The following is a 13,346-nucleotide window of genomic DNA, read 5'->3' as shown; positions in this document are numbered from 1 at the left end:
TCTCGAAAAGTAGCCTCGATAAGCCGCCGCTGTCACGTGGTCCTTCGCTTAGCTAAAGACGGATGATCAAGGCTAGTATATCGAACAGTTCACGCCCCCGCCAACTAGGTGATGATTCAACGTCATACCCTAGCAACCGCTGACAGCAGCTAGGTGACCTCACTCATCGTTCTCGTATCGACAATCACGTCGTCAACTGCTGGTGCGGGCAGTCCCTGGACGTGCCTCGTTTACAGCGTTGAACCGACTACGCTTTGTACCAAAATCGATCTCGGGCAGTGACCGCTCGCACCGACACGAGTCGACATCCGTAGCGTGTTGTGGAACTGATGATGTCGTTTGTGAGGACAATCGATTCCGCGAGGTACGTGTCACCACCAGTATTGTTTCACCCGAGTTCGGTGGTGTGTCGTACAGCGCGGAAAATTATGCCAGTCCAACTCAGCTGCCGGTCGATGCCGGTGCTGAGCAGATCAGTTGTTAGCCGATCCTGTCGAGGGCGTCTCGGCGGTCCTCGATCGGGACCTGGTCATATTTCATCGAAGTCTTCGGTGACTTGTGTCGCAGCTGTGTTTGGGTAGCGGCGAGGTCCTCTTCTCGCGTCATGTACGTTCCTGTCGAATGCCGGATAGTATACCAACTCATTCGCCGGTTCGCGTAGTCAATCCCGGCGATATCACACAACTCATGCAGGACCCGGCGGAGCGACGCTGACGCGTACGGGTTCCCCTCGCGCGTGAGCCACAACGCATCTCGGCCCTTGTACTGGTCGTACGTTGCGCGTTGAGCAAGCCACCGTTCCAACGCGTTCACAGAGCGGCTACCGAGACTCACACGCCAGTTCTCTTCGTTCTTCGAACTGTCCTCGATCGGGATCCGCAACAACCCGTTATCGAGGTCGACCCACCCAGTGACCGCGCGTTCGACTTCGATCGGGCGTAACGCGGCGTCGAGGCTGACGTTAACGAGACTCGGGATCTTCCAGTTGTTCGCTCGCTCCCAGTCATCCGTGGTGATCTCGTCGACCGGCTTTTCGAATCGCTGTGCGAGGTACGCCGCGATGTCACTGCGTTCACGCGGTGAGACGTTGTTGTACGACGGGATGCTCCCGTATTCGAGCGCGGCTTCTCTGACGCGTTTCCGTTCGGTGAGCGTCAGGTAATCGCGTGGAGTCGTCGTCCCGGTGTTCCCAGTGAACGAAATCTCAGGATCCCACTCGTCGCCGCCGCGTTGGTGGGCTCGCCACTTGAACAGCATCCGCACCGCTTTCTGACACAGGCTCCGGTGTGTGTCGCTGCAGTCGGCGTACGCGAGTTCCTGCATCCACGCGTCAGCGTGGTCGTGCGTCACTGCGGTCGTGTACCGGTTTTCGGCGTCCCACACGTACCGGTAGAACTGATCCATCCGGTAAATCCGGTTTTTCACGGTGCTTTCGGCGTACCCGTTGGCTTTCGCCGGGTCGATACCGAACGTGAGCAACCACTTGATCGCGTCTTCGCGTTCGGTCCGGTAATCGGTGAGTTGGCGTTTGCTGAGCCGGTCAACAGTGGGTTCTGTCACAACGGCGAACTCGCTCAGGTCCATTGTGACGCCCCCGATCGGTGTCCTGCGAGTCGGATTGCAGGGCAAATAATTCTAATCGCGGTACTGCGTCGGGGTCCCCCGACGATCTGAATCGCATTGCCTTTGAGCCACATGGTGTGTTGGTCGTAGCACGGGCTCGAAATCGCAGGACGACGACGGCAAAAGGATGCTCCGGCTGGGATTCGAACCCAGGTCATTGCCGTGAGAGGGCAATATGATTGGCCGGACTACACCACCAGAGCGCACGTCCGTTTGACGCATCTATCGGTACGAAAGGTGATTGTAAAACAGTTCCGTTTCGACCGCGCCATGCATCGGTTTACCGTGGCCCTGCGCCCCGAATTCGCCGGTCTAGAGAGCGGCTCACACGTCGACTGCGAACGGCGATGTTTCAGCCGCGGCGGCGGCGATCGCGGCGAGGAGGTCGGCGACGGCATCGAGGTCGCCGGTGTCTATTACCTCCACCGGCGTGTGCATGTAGCGGTTGGGGATCGAGACGTTGAGCGACGGAACGCCGCCGCGAGCGGTGTAGAACGCATCGGCGTCGGTGCCCGTCCGCGTGCCGGCCGCCTGCAGCTGGACGTCGACGTCGCCGTCGGCCGCGGCGGCACGAGCGAGGTCAACGAGGACGGGGTGGTTTGCGCTGCCGCGAGTTACCACCGGTCCTGCCCCCAGTTCGACGGGCCCCTGGCGCTCGCCGTCGACGTCGGGGTTGTCGGTGGCGTGGGTGACGTCGACGGCGACGAACGCGTCCACGTCGTCGAGGTCGACGCCGACCATCCGAGCGCCCTGGAGCCCGACCTCCTCCTGGACGGTCGAGACGGCGTAGACGGTGGCGTCGACGTCGCCGTCGGCCGCGCGGCGGAGCCCCTCGGCGGCCGCCCACGTGCCGGCTCGGTTGTCGATCCCGCGGGCGGCGATCCGGTCGCCGACCAACTCCTCGAGGTCCGTCGAGAACGTGACCGGGTCGCCGATCTCGACGTGCTCGCGGGCCTCCTCGGCGTCGGCCGCGCCGATGTCGACGAACTGCCCCGCGATGTCCTCGTACTCGTCTTCGGTCGGATCCCGGAGATGGATCGCGGTCTGTCCGATCACGCCCTGGACGGGTTCGGCGGCGTGGACGGTGACGTGTTGTCCCTTCGAGACTGTGCGATCGGAGCCGCCGATCCGCGCGATCCGGAGGAACCCGTCATCGAGCACGTCGCGGACGATGAACCCGATCTCGTCGGCGTGGCCCGTGAGGGCGATCGTCGGCGCGTCCGAATCGCCCTCGTGGACGGCGATGGCGTTGCCGTAGGCGTCGGTGGAGACGTCGTCGGCGAACTCGCGGACGTACTCGGTCCAGACGCGCTGGCTCGCGGTTTCGAACCCGGAGGGGCTGGCGGTGGCCAGCAGGTCGTCGAGGAACGCTCGCTGTGGCTCGTTCATGGGGGTGGCTGTCGGGGGGTGACCAAGAAACCGCCGGTCCGTCACCGCGGACGGCGGTGATGTGAAGGAGAGGGGCAGGTGTGAAGGAGGGCGTGCTGGCGACGAGCGTCGACACAAGCGATTTGAGTCGGGCACTCCTCCGATCGGTATGGACATCCTCCGAAGTATCCGCGCGGTCTCCGAGGCGTCCGGGTCGGGCGTCGTCGACTGGGAGCGGGCGGCGACGGCCGCGAAGGCGAGTACCGATCCCGGCTCCGTCGCGCTCGCCCCCGCGGAGCGGGAGGGCTACGCGATCGATGTGCGGGACGCACGCGAACGCCTCAGGGACGAGGCGGGGATCGACTTCGACGTCCCGGACGCGATCGAAGTGCAGAACCGACACCACTGGATCGACGCCAGCGTCGACACCTTTCGGAACGTGATTGCGCCGATCGAAGCGGCCGCGGTCGAGGAGGTGAATCGCGACCGACGCGCCGGCCGCTCGTGGAATCCTGCCCGCGATCTCTCGCGGATCGTCAACACGGGTTCGATGGCATTCACCCTCGGCTTCCTCGCGCGCAACGTGCTCGGCCAGTACGACCCGCTCCTCCTGGCCAACGAGCCGGACGCCGACCACGGGCTCTACTTCGTCCACCCGAACGTCGTCGCCGTCGCGGCGGCGCTCGACGTGGATTACCCGCGATTCAGGCGCTGGATCGCGTTTCACGAAGTCACCCACGCCGCGGAGTTCGGCGCGGCACCGTGGCTCCCGGAATACCTGGAATCTCGCGTCGAGCGCGGCGTCGAGGGGCTGACCGCCGGGGGACTCGACCCGGCAGCGTTCGCGGAGCTTCAGACGGCGATGACGGCGGTCGAGGGCTACGCGGAGGTGCTGATGGACCGCGCGTTCGACGATGAATACGCCGATCTGCGGCGGAAGCTCGACGAGCGCCGCGGCGGCGGCGGGCCGGTCCAGCGGTTCGCGCGGCGGCTGCTCGGACTCGACCTGAAGCGGCGTCAGTACGAGCGCGGAGCCGCCTTCTTCCGGCACGTCACCGACGTTCGCGGGATCGAGGCCGCGGGCACCGTCTGGGATCGTCCGGCGAACCTCCCGACGGACGCCGAGATCGACGACCCCGAGGCCTGGCTGGTCCGGGTCGATCCGTGACCACCATTCCGTGAGACGCGACTGGAAGGGTGCCCGCCTCTGAGAGTGTGATCGATAGCGGGAGTGTGATCGATAGCGGGAGTGTGATCGATAGCGGGAGTGTGATCGATAGCGGGAGTGTGATCGATAGCGGGAGTGAGCCTTGCAGACCGCCGTCGGCGACGTGGTATGTAAACGAGCGAGCGCGAGAGTGATGACTGCTCACAAATGAACGGGAGGGTGCGCCGGCGACTGGGGCGTTGGAAGCGTTCACCGCGCCGTCAACGCTTTATAAGCGGCCGCCAGCAACACCACTCTCTCACGTACAAACGCCCACGCCACCGAACTGATCCACCGAAGCTACCGCGACCGAAACCGTCGTGAGTCGCCGGGTGAAAGTCGACCCATGACGAAGTGGCTCCACAGCGGTCGCCGGCGCGACCTGTGTGCCCTCCTGTACGACGCCGGCGAGCTGCGGGCGCAGTCGCTGAAGAATCGGCTCGAATCGCACTACGACGAGCGGATCGATCCCCGTTCCTTCTACGCGACGCTGACCTCCATGGTCGAGTCCGGATTCCTCGACCGACGAACCGAGGGGATCGCGGACGTGTACGCGCTTTCCGCCGCCGGCGAGCGGGCGCTCCTCGACCACTACGAGTGGCTCTCGGCTCGCGTGGACGACACGCGAGGGACTGGGGATCGAGGCGAACCGAACCTCAAGGATTAACAAGATCAGCGCCGTCAGTTATTATATGACCGTCGTCAGCGTCTCGATGCCGGAGGAGCTCTTGGAACGGATCGACGGATTTGCCGACGAACACGGCTACACCGGGCGCAGCGAGGTCGTCCGTGACGCCTCGCAGAATCTGCTCGGCGAGTTCGAGGACGCGAAGCTGGAGGACAGGGATCTGATGGCGGTGGTGACGGTGCTTTTCGACTACGAGACGACGAGCGTCGAAGAGCGGATGATGCGGCTGCGACACAAACACGAGGGGCTCGTCGCCTCCAACTTCCACAGCCACGTCGGGTCTCGGTACTGCATGGAACTGTTCGTGCTCGAAGGGAAACTCGAGGATATCTCGACGTTCGTCGGCAAAATCCGCGCGACGACCGACACGCTCACCGTCGATTACAGCGTGACGCCGGTCGACGAGTTCGGCGCTGACGCGCCGGCGGACGGAAGCGTGAACGGCGACGACGGCCACGGTCACGGTCACGTGGACGAGTGAACGAGATCGGAGGGGCCGGACGAGTCGCGCGCGTCAGTTAGGCCGGACGAGTTTCGCAGATCGGACGGGTCGAGCCGGCTTCTTTCGCACCGATCGTTCGCGTTCGCGTTCTCATTCTCACTCGCGTTGGCGGTGGCGGCCTCCGGCGGCTTCCAGGGATCTCCGATGGTCGCCGATGCCTCCTCGAACTCCCGTGCGACCTACGCGTTCGCCGGGCGCACCGTCTCTAGGGCCGCCGCGAAGTCGGCGTGGGTGATCCCGACCTCGTCGGCGTGGTCGTTCGCGGCCGCGCCGTGCTCGTCCGCGACGCGCTCGATGGCGACGAGCGCGGCCTCGCGGCAGAGCGACGCGATCTCCGCGCCGGAATACCCCTCCGTCTCGTCCGCGAGTCGGTCGAGGTCGACGCCGCGGGCAGCGTAGTCGCCGTCATCGCCGTCGTCGCTATCGCTCTCGACGACGAGCGGCTTCTCGCGGGTGTGGACGTCGAGGATCTTCCGGCGCGCGTCGCGATCCGGCTCCGGGACCTCGATGTGGGTCTCGAGCCGTCCCGGCCGGAGCAGGGCGGGGTCGAGCGCGTTCCGCCGGTTCGTCGCCGCGAGCACGACGAGGTTCGGATTGTCGCTCGCGCGGTCGAGCTCCGTGAGGAGCTGTGAAACGACCCGCTCGCCGACGCCGGAGCCGTCCCCGCCCGCCCCGTCGCGGTCGGCGGCGATCGCGTCTATCTCGTCGAAGAAGACGATCGCCGGTGCCGCCTGCCGGGCGCGATCGAACAGGTCGCGGACCGCCTTCTCGGACTCGCCGACGTACCGATCGAGGAGCTCGGGCCCGGCCACCTGGATGAAGTTCACGCCGCTCTCGCCGGCGATGGCCCGCGCGAGCAGCGTCTTCCCGGTGCCGGGCGGCCCGTGGAGGAGGACTCCCGTCGGCGGATCGGCGTCGGCGGCGTCGAACAGCGGACCGTAGGTCAGCGGCCACGTGACTGCGCGTTCCAGCTTCTCTTTCGCCTCCGGGAGCCCCCCCACGTCGGAGAAGTCGGTGGTCGGCTGCTCGGCGACGTACTCGCGCATCGCACTCGGTTCGATCGCCGCGTGGGCCGCCTCGAAGTCGGCCTTCTCGACGGTCACCGTATCGAGCGCCGTCGCGTCCGACTCGCGGGCGCGACGGAGCGCGGTCATCGCGGCCTCCTGCGTGAGCCCCTCGATGTCGGCACCGACGAACCCGTGGGTTCGGCTCGCGATGCGGTCGAGGTCCACGTCGGCGGCGAGCGGCATCCGGCGCGTGTGGACGTCGAGGATCTGCCGACGCCCGCTCACGCCGGGGACGCCGATCTCGATCTCGCGGTCGAACCGGCCGCCGCGGCGGAGGGCCGGGTCGAGGCTGTCGACGCGGTTGGTCGCGCCGATGACGATCACGTCGCCCCGGGCGTCGAGCCCGTCCATCAGCGAGAGCAACTGGCCGACGACGCGGTTCTCCACGTCGCCGCCGTCGTCGCGCTTGCCGGCGATCGAGTCGATCTCGTCGAAGAAGACGATCGCCGGGGCGTTCTCGGCGGCCTCTTCGAACACGTCACGGAGCCGCTCCTCGCTCTCGCCCTTGTACTTCGACATGATCTCCGGGCCGTCGACGGTGACGAACGTCGCGTCCACCTCGTTGGCGACGGCGCGCGCGATCAGCGTCTTCCCGGTGCCCGGCGGGCCGTGGAGCAGGACCCCCTTCGGCGGGTCGACCCCGAGCCGGGTGAACACCTCCGGCTCGGAGAGCGGGAGCTCGATCGTCTCGCGGACTAACTCCAGCTCCTCGTCGAGCCCGCCGATGTCCTCGTAGGTCGCGCCCGCGGTGTGTTCCGCCGGCGGCGCGGTTCCGCCCGCCGTCGATGGCGCATCCGCCGTCGATGGCGCATCCGTCGTCGATGGCGCGCCGGCCGTCGAGCGCGGGTCGGCTGTCGAGCGCGCGTCGTCTTTGGGAGACTCGGATCGGTCGTCGGCACGGGCGTCGGTCCGGCCGTCGTCCCCGCCGCCCCCGTACACCGCCGACACGTCGGTCCGACTCGTCACTCGCACCGTCCCCGCGGGAGCCGTCTCGGCGACGACGAATCGGAGGCCGCCGAGCCGCTCGACGTGGACGGCCTCGCCCTCAGTGACGGGGCGGTCGCGGAGGTCGCGAGCGAGCGCGCGCTCGACGACCTCGCGGCTCACGTCGACGTCGGCGAGCCGAGCGGGCGCGGAGAGGACGACCCGGTCGGCGTCCTCGACGTCGACGGCGGCGACGGTGACGGTGTCGCCGACTTTCACGCCGGCGTTCGCGCGGGTGTCGGCGTCGATGAGGACGGATCCGTCCGCGGCGTCGGCACCGCCGGGCCACACCTTCGCGACGGCGGCGCGCTCGCCGCGGATCTCGACGGTGTCGCCGCTGAGGAGGCCGAGTCGCTTGCGGGCGGGTTCGGGGAGCCGAGCGATGCCGCGGCCCGCGTCCCGCTTCTCGGCGGCACGCACGGTGAGCCGGAGGCCGGCGGTCTCGTTCATGGACACCGTACTCGCCGGCGACCCTTTATGTTTATCCGGATGGTCCGAGGCTGCGAGTGGGTTGCCGGCGTGGGTGTCGTCGCCGATCACGTCGCCGATTACGTCGCCGGTCGCATCTCAGCGCCGTCGCCGGTCGCATCTCAGCGTCGACCGCAACCGCCTTACCTCGTCCGGGCCCCATTCGGGTATGCAACCGACAGGGCACCTGCGCGGCGACGAGGTCCGCGTCGCCGGCGACGCCCGCCAGCGGTTCTACGACTCCCGCGGCTACGGTCGTTCGCTCGGCGGCGACGAGATCGCGCTCTCGCGCGTGGAGGCCGCCCACCTCCTGTTCCGCGGCGATCTCTCTGGGGTCGTCCTCGGCGGCGGATCGGACGATAGCGACGCGGTCGGATTCGAGCGCTTCTTCGTCGAGAGCGCGGCCGCGGCCGACCGGTTCGCTGTGCGCTACCTCGTCTACGCGGACCTCCGCGACCGCGGTTTCTACCTCTCGCCGGCCCGCGATCCGTGGCCCGGCGGGACCGCCGACGTCGCCGACGCGGTCGATTTCGTCGCCTACGAACGTGGCTCGACTCCCGACACGGGAGACGTGAAGTACCCGGTGCAGGTCGTCGGCGAGCGCGAGTCGCTCCCCGCGGCCGGGCTCGCGGGGCGCACCCTCGCCGTCGTCGACGAGGAGTCCGACATCACCTACTTCGCGGCGACCGACGGGGAGATCCGCGGCGAGACCGACTACGAGCCGCCGGCGTCGCTTTCGGGCGTTCTCCTCTCGGACCGCGTCGTCGTCTGGGACGCGCCCGAGGATCTCTACGAGCGCGGCTTCTACGGCCAGCCGCTCACCGGCCGCGCCGCGGCCGTCGAGGGCGCGATCCAGCTCTCGTTGGTCGAGGCGGCCGCACTCGCGGCTGACGGCGTCCTGTCACTGTCGGCGTCGGTGGAAGCGGTCGGCGGGGGTGCCGGTGGGGATGCGGGCGAGACCCGCCCGAGCGCGGACGGCCCCGCCGCCGCGGTTGTCGCCCGCGGCCGCGACGTCGAGGGCGAGCGCTTCGACCGCCGGCTCGCGGTTTATAACCGCCTCCGCGAGCGCGACGCGGTCCCGAAGACCGGGTTCAAGTTCGGCGCAGACTTCCGGACGTACCTCGACGTGGAGACGGTCGAGGACCTGCCGCACTCCGAGCACCTCGTGCGCGTTGTCGACGCCGACCACCGGTTCTCGCCGCGCGAGCTGTCGCTCGACGTGCGGCTCGCTGGGGGCGTCCGCAAGGAGATGGTGTTCGCGCTCACGACGATCGGCGGTGACGGCGGGAGCGAGTCCGCCGACGTCTCGTGGCTCTCTATCGGTCGGCTGACCCCCTGAGCGGGCCTTCCGATCCGGTGGGGCGTGAGATCGGCGATGGCTTATAAATCGTTGCTAGCGCGGTGACCACTCACAAAGCCCCAGCCGCGAGGGTTCGCGCGACTCGCTGTGCTCCTCACTCAGTCGCTGACGCTCCTTCGTTGCGCTGTCGCCGGACTACGTCCGGCTGCCCGTGGCGCTACGCGCCACGCTGTCGCCGGCGCTGCGCGCCGGCTTCAAAAGGGACCTTCGGTCCCTCACTGCTTACTTCGTCGGGCTTCGCCCTCGCGCCTGCCCCTTTGAGTCCCGCCCCGCACCTCACGCCTCCCCAGCCTCGCGGGCTCCTCGCGGCCTATCCGCCGCTCGGAGGCACAGCGAGGCGCGTAGCGCCGGCGACGCCCCCGCACCGCCACGTTCATTTATAAGCAGTCGTCGCCGTCGTTCGTTCCGACACCCGCGACGGCGTCGCTACGATGCGTCCGGGGACGCGTACGTCTCCAGGGCGGCGAGTCGTCCGTCGGCGACGTCGAAGACGTCCACGAACGCGAATAGTTCCTCGCCGTCCGCGTCGAGAAGGCGACCGCGAACGGCCACTCCCGGCCCCTCGGGGTACACCGCGTCGACTGCGTGAGTCGTGTCCGTCATGGGGCGCTCGTCGCGCATGAACGCCACGAAGCGGTCGCGCCCCTCGAAGGTGCGATCCGGGCGACGCTGAACGAACTCGGGATCGAGCAAGTCGGCGAGCCGGTCGTAGTCGCCCGCGTCGAGCGCCGCGTAGTACGCGCGAGCGATCGCGCTCGGCTCGCCGGTCGTGGGGGCGGTCACGCACCCACCTCGCCGGGGGCGGGTCGGAACGCGTCGATCACGCCGCCAGCGCCTCGAATTCCTCGGCCGAGGTGCGCGTCCCCTTCGAGATGATGGCGTCGCCCGCGCGCAGAGTCGTGTCGATGTCGTGACCGATCAGCCATCCCTCGTCCGGCCGACGGAGCGCGATGACGCTCGTCGAGATGTCGGTCGCGGGGATGCCCGCCTCGATCCGGGTGCCGTCGAGGTCGCTTCCGGCTTGGACGACCGTTCGGGTGATGATCTCGTCGGACTCCTGGACCGCCATCTCCACGACGGGGTGGACGCCGAGGTCGCGCACGACGCCCTCGGTGATCTCCAAGGCGGCGTCGGAGATCTCCTCTGTCGCGACGCCGAGGTGGATCAGCCCGCGGAGCGACACGGGGTCGTCGGCCTCTCTGGCGGCGCGCAGGGTCCACGCCTCGAACCTGGACTGGAGGGCGTCGACCTCGATCTCGAGGTTGTGCACCTCCTCGGCGAGCGCCTCGTTGTTGAACAGGACGGAGCCGTACGCCAGGTCGACGGCGAGCTCCGAGAGGTTCTTCATCAACACGATGGAGTCGACTGCACGCTCCAGGTCGTCTATCGCGGGCTCGACCGGCTCGTCCGGCTCGAACGGCTCGCTGGCCAGCTCGGGGTACGCCTCGGCGATCCCGGTCTCGGGGCCGCGCAGGAGCGTAACGTCACCGGAGTCGAGCCGCGTCGTCGGCCCGGGGTTGAGTATCCAGTCGTCCTCGCGCCGGATCGCGATGACGCGCACGCCCGTCTCGGACTCCAAGTCGACCTCCTTCAGGGTCCGCCCCGCGTACGGGGAGTCGCCGGCGACGGTGCCGCGGACCAGCGTTTCGACGCCCTCGGTGAGCGCGCCGCGCATCGCGTCGGGGAGACCGATCTCCTCGATGACGATCTTCGCGATGTCGCCGGCGGCGTCCGAGATCTTGTCCGCCGCACCGACGACGCCGAGCACCGGTGCGAGCGTCTCGGCCTCGTCCGGGCTCCGCGCCGCGAGCATGAGGCTCATCCGCGCGCGCATCTGGAGGACGTCCATCCGGTGTTCGAGCTCGACGACCTCGTGAGCGATCGTCGGACTCCCGTGGAGGACCGCGGAGTACGACAGATCGATCAACAGCTCGGCGGTGTCTTTCATCTCCACGAGCAGGTCCTTCACGCTCGCCGGCTCGTACCGGACCGAGATCGGCGACTCCCGCCCGTCGAATCGTCCCATGCGATACCCTCGCCGGCTCCGAGTAAAAGGCTTGTCACGATCCCCGCCGTTGGGCGTTGCGTCCGGCGGATCAGGCGTCGTCGCCGGCGTCGTCGCCGGCGTCGTCGCCAGCGACGGAGGCCGGAGCGTCGCCAGCGACGTAGGCTGTTCCGCCGTCGCCTTCGCAGCTGTGGACCCTCGTGGCGAGGTCGACGAGTGCGAGCCAGCGCAGCAGCCGGTCCGCGCGCTCGCGCCACGTCTCCTCCCAGTTCGGATCCCGAGCGCGATCGTGTCGGGGGACCGACTCGCGGGTCGCCGCGAAGAGGTCGTCGGGGGTTAGCGGATCCTCTACCGAGGCGTCCCGCAGGGCTGAAATTGCCTCTGGAACGTGCAGGACGCCCTCTCGGAGCCCCTCGCGGACGCGCTCCAGTGTCGGCTCCGCGTCGGTCCGGGCGAACCCCCGCGGCGTCTCTCGGACCAGTCCGAGCGCGCGGAGGAACGCGAGCCAGTCGTTCGCGGCGTGGCGGTCCCGGAGGTCGCGACGGTCGCGGAGCCGGGCGCAGCAGTCGTCGGTGCTCCCGGGAACGAGCGGGACGGCCCGCTGAACGGCTCCGAGCTCGTCGAGGCTCGCGGGCGGGTCGGGAACGGGTTTGAGTCGCACGGGGTTCCTCGTCGGTCGCTATCCGAGGTCAGCGGTAGTCGAACGACTCCGCGAGCAGCTCCTCGTCGGTCTCGCCGACCGTGTAGACGGGGCCGTCGACGACGTCGACGGTGACCTCCGCCGGCGCGAAGACGCGCTCGTCGACCTCGTAGAAGTCCCAGCCGGCGTCCTCGAATATCTCGGCGAACGGCGTGCCGTACTCCTCGCGGGCCGTCGAGACGATCTGGTCGAAGCGGTCGTCGTCGCGGGCGACCTGCAGGTGGACCTCGCCGCCGTAGGCCAAGGCGTCGTTCGTGCGGGCCATCGCGAGGTCCTCGTCGCGGGTGACGGGTGCCATCGGCGCGGATCCGGAGGCGTGGAGCACGTCGGTCGGCTCGTAGCCGAGTTCCAGAAGACGGAAGACGGCGAGCTCGGCGGCGCGCGCGGCGGTCGCGACCGATCCCGCGGTCGAGCCGGTGGCGTACGTCGGGAGGAAGACGCCCTCGGGGTCGACCTCTGCGAGGTCGGCGACATGTTCCGCCACCTCCTCCGTCGGGAGCGTCGTGGACTCGACGGCGAGGGTTGCGAACTCCGAGGAGTCGTAGTAGCCGACGCGCTCGAACTCCGTCTCCTGTCCGACGAGGGCGCGGGCGGGCCCGGAGCCGAGCCCCTCGAAGCCGTCCTCGAAGGCGAGCTCCCAGCCGGCCTTCTGCGAGCAGAGCAGCGCGACGGCGGGATGGTCGGTCGACAGATCGACGTACTGGCGCGGCGCGCCCGCGACCTCGCCCATGCGAGTGCGGAGGTTCGCGAGGCCGGCGGTCTGAATCTCGGCGAGCAACAGCCCGGCCTCGACTCCGCCGTTCGCGTCCACGCCGAAGTCGACGACGGTGGCACCGTTGTCTAGCTCGTAGCCGACGACGTCGAGTTCGCCGGCGAAATCGAGCGCCTCGTCGACGAGCTCGATCGCGGTCCGATTGATGCTTTCCATGCACCCCCTTCTCGCTCCCGCATTAAGGGGTTTGTCTGTCGTCGGCGCTGGCAGGACCCGGTCAGCTCGACGGTGTTCCGAGTTAGGCGTCGAGTTCGACGTCGACGCCCTCGATCGGGTCGATGCGGAACACGTACTCGTCGTACGCGCGATCCAGGTTAGCGGGCCCCTCCGCGACCGTGTGGTCCACACAGAGGAGCGCGGTCGCCTCCACGGCACCCTTCCCCGTGTCCTCCAGATACCGTTCGGTGACGGAGAACGCGGCGGGCTCGGAACACCCCCGGCGATAACACTCTGTCGGCGTGTCGTCCGGCGGCTCCATCTCGTCGGCACGCTCGCGGGCCTCGGAGATGTCCCGCTGAGCCTGTCGCCGTTCCTCCGTTCGCGCCTGCTTCTCGCGGCCCGATTTGGTGTCCGGCATACATGTCTCATCGCGACTCATCGGC

12 protein-coding genes and 1 tRNA gene are annotated in these 13,346 nt (G+C 68.3%); 4 read left to right on the top strand and 9 right to left on the bottom strand.

Annotated elements, in window-relative coordinates:
* Window positions 1-480 precede the first annotated feature (480 nt).
* The 3 genes from ACFQEY_RS17045 to ACFQEY_RS17035 all read right to left on the bottom strand — a co-directional run bounded on the left by ACFQEY_RS17045 (window position 481) and on the right by ACFQEY_RS17035 (window position 3,012).
* A complete protein-coding gene (locus ACFQEY_RS17045; protein WP_379770938.1) occupies window positions 481-1,584 on the bottom strand; it encodes a tyrosine-type recombinase/integrase in 1,104 nt (367 codons plus the stop codon).
* Between the two features lie 167 nt (window positions 1,585-1,751).
* Window positions 1,752-1,826, bottom strand: a tRNA-Glu gene (locus ACFQEY_RS17040).
* A gap of 121 nt (window positions 1,827-1,947) precedes the next feature.
* Window positions 1,948-3,012, bottom strand: coding sequence for a M20/M25/M40 family metallo-hydrolase (locus ACFQEY_RS17035; protein WP_379770935.1), 1,065 nt, complete (start codon window positions 3,010-3,012; stop codon window positions 1,948-1,950).
* A gap of 148 nt (window positions 3,013-3,160) precedes the next feature.
* On the opposite strand from ACFQEY_RS17035, the gene ACFQEY_RS17030 reads away from it, so the two are divergent.
* The 3 genes from ACFQEY_RS17030 (at window position 3,161) to ACFQEY_RS17020 (ending at window position 5,367) form a co-directional block, all read left to right on the top strand.
* Window positions 3,161-4,159 carry a zinc-dependent metalloprotease gene (locus ACFQEY_RS17030; protein ID WP_379770933.1) on the top strand — a complete coding sequence of 333 codons (999 nt, stop codon included), beginning with the start codon at window positions 3,161-3,163 and terminating at the stop codon, window positions 4,157-4,159.
* A gap of 385 nt (window positions 4,160-4,544) precedes the next feature.
* Window positions 4,545-4,865 (top strand): PadR family transcriptional regulator, encoded by a 321-nt coding sequence (locus ACFQEY_RS17025; RefSeq protein ID WP_379770930.1) that lies wholly within the window; start codon window positions 4,545-4,547, stop codon window positions 4,863-4,865.
* A 25-nt stretch (window positions 4,866-4,890) separates the two neighbouring features.
* Window positions 4,891-5,367, top strand: coding sequence for a CopG family ribbon-helix-helix protein (locus tag ACFQEY_RS17020; RefSeq protein ID WP_379770928.1), 477 nt, complete (start codon window positions 4,891-4,893; stop codon window positions 5,365-5,367).
* A 200-nt stretch (window positions 5,368-5,567) separates the two neighbouring features.
* On the opposite strand, the gene ACFQEY_RS17015 is transcribed toward ACFQEY_RS17020, so the two are convergent.
* Window positions 5,568-7,889: an AAA family ATPase gene (locus tag ACFQEY_RS17015; RefSeq protein WP_379770925.1), complete on the bottom strand. Its 2,322-nt coding sequence runs from the start codon at window positions 7,887-7,889 to the stop codon at window positions 5,568-5,570.
* A 187-nt stretch (window positions 7,890-8,076) separates the two neighbouring features.
* Between ACFQEY_RS17015 and endA the strand changes: the two genes are divergently transcribed.
* Entirely contained in the window at window positions 8,077-9,246 is a 1,170-nt protein-coding gene (endA, locus tag ACFQEY_RS17010; protein ID WP_379770922.1) for a tRNA-intron lyase, read from the top strand.
* 447 nt (window positions 9,247-9,693) lie between these two features.
* Here the strand turns inward: endA and ACFQEY_RS17005 are convergent, their stop codons facing one another.
* From ACFQEY_RS17005 to ACFQEY_RS16985, 5 genes are all read right to left on the bottom strand, one after another.
* Window positions 9,694-10,050 (bottom strand): nuclear transport factor 2 family protein, encoded by a 357-nt coding sequence (locus tag ACFQEY_RS17005; RefSeq protein WP_379770920.1) that lies wholly within the window; start codon window positions 10,048-10,050, stop codon window positions 9,694-9,696.
* A 37-nt stretch (window positions 10,051-10,087) separates the two neighbouring features.
* Complete coding sequence (locus tag ACFQEY_RS17000; RefSeq protein WP_379770918.1) at window positions 10,088-11,293, bottom strand: potassium channel family protein; 1,206 nt, start codon at window positions 11,291-11,293, stop codon at window positions 10,088-10,090.
* Window positions 11,294-11,363: 70 nt separating this feature from the next.
* A complete protein-coding gene (locus ACFQEY_RS16995; protein ID WP_379770916.1) occupies window positions 11,364-11,933 on the bottom strand; it encodes a hypothetical protein in 570 nt (189 codons plus the stop codon).
* Between the two features lie 28 nt (window positions 11,934-11,961).
* Window positions 11,962-12,900 carry a methenyltetrahydromethanopterin cyclohydrolase gene (gene mch, locus ACFQEY_RS16990; protein ID WP_379770914.1) on the bottom strand — a complete coding sequence of 313 codons (939 nt, stop codon included), beginning with the start codon at window positions 12,898-12,900 and terminating at the stop codon, window positions 11,962-11,964.
* Between the two features lie 82 nt (window positions 12,901-12,982).
* Window positions 12,983-13,321 carry a hypothetical protein gene (locus ACFQEY_RS16985; protein ID WP_379770911.1) on the bottom strand — a complete coding sequence of 113 codons (339 nt, stop codon included), beginning with the start codon at window positions 13,319-13,321 and terminating at the stop codon, window positions 12,983-12,985.
* Between the last annotated feature and the right edge of the window lie 25 nt (window positions 13,322-13,346).

This window comes from Halorubrum trueperi, from assembly GCF_042662525.1.
Taxonomy (GTDB): Archaea; Halobacteriota; Halobacteria; order Halobacteriales; family Haloferacaceae; genus Halorubrum; species Halorubrum trueperi.
Note: the sequence above shows the minus strand (reverse complement) of the source record. Positions and strands in the feature narration are given on the sequence as shown.

Coding starts and splice junctions, on each gene's coding strand:
- ACFQEY_RS17045 (WP_379770938.1), bottom strand. CDS start 1,584: ATGGACCTGAGCGAGTTCGCCGTTGTGACAGAACCCACTGTTGACCGG.
- ACFQEY_RS17035 (WP_379770935.1), bottom strand. CDS start 3,012: ATGAACGAGCCACAGCGAGCGTTCCTCGACGACCTGCTGGCCACCGCC.
- ACFQEY_RS17030 (WP_379770933.1), top strand. CDS start 3,161: ATGGACATCCTCCGAAGTATCCGCGCGGTCTCCGAGGCGTCCGGGTCG.
- ACFQEY_RS17025 (WP_379770930.1), top strand. CDS start 4,545: ATGACGAAGTGGCTCCACAGCGGTCGCCGGCGCGACCTGTGTGCCCTC.
- ACFQEY_RS17020 (WP_379770928.1), top strand. CDS start 4,891: ATGACCGTCGTCAGCGTCTCGATGCCGGAGGAGCTCTTGGAACGGATC.
- ACFQEY_RS17015 (WP_379770925.1), bottom strand. CDS start 7,889: ATGAACGAGACCGCCGGCCTCCGGCTCACCGTGCGTGCCGCCGAGAAG.
- endA (WP_379770922.1), top strand. CDS start 8,077: ATGCAACCGACAGGGCACCTGCGCGGCGACGAGGTCCGCGTCGCCGGC.
- ACFQEY_RS17000 (WP_379770918.1), bottom strand. CDS start 11,293: ATGGGACGATTCGACGGGCGGGAGTCGCCGATCTCGGTCCGGTACGAG.
- mch (WP_379770914.1), bottom strand. CDS start 12,900: ATGGAAAGCATCAATCGGACCGCGATCGAGCTCGTCGACGAGGCGCTC.
- ACFQEY_RS16985 (WP_379770911.1), bottom strand. CDS start 13,321: ATGCCGGACACCAAATCGGGCCGCGAGAAGCAGGCGCGAACGGAGGAA.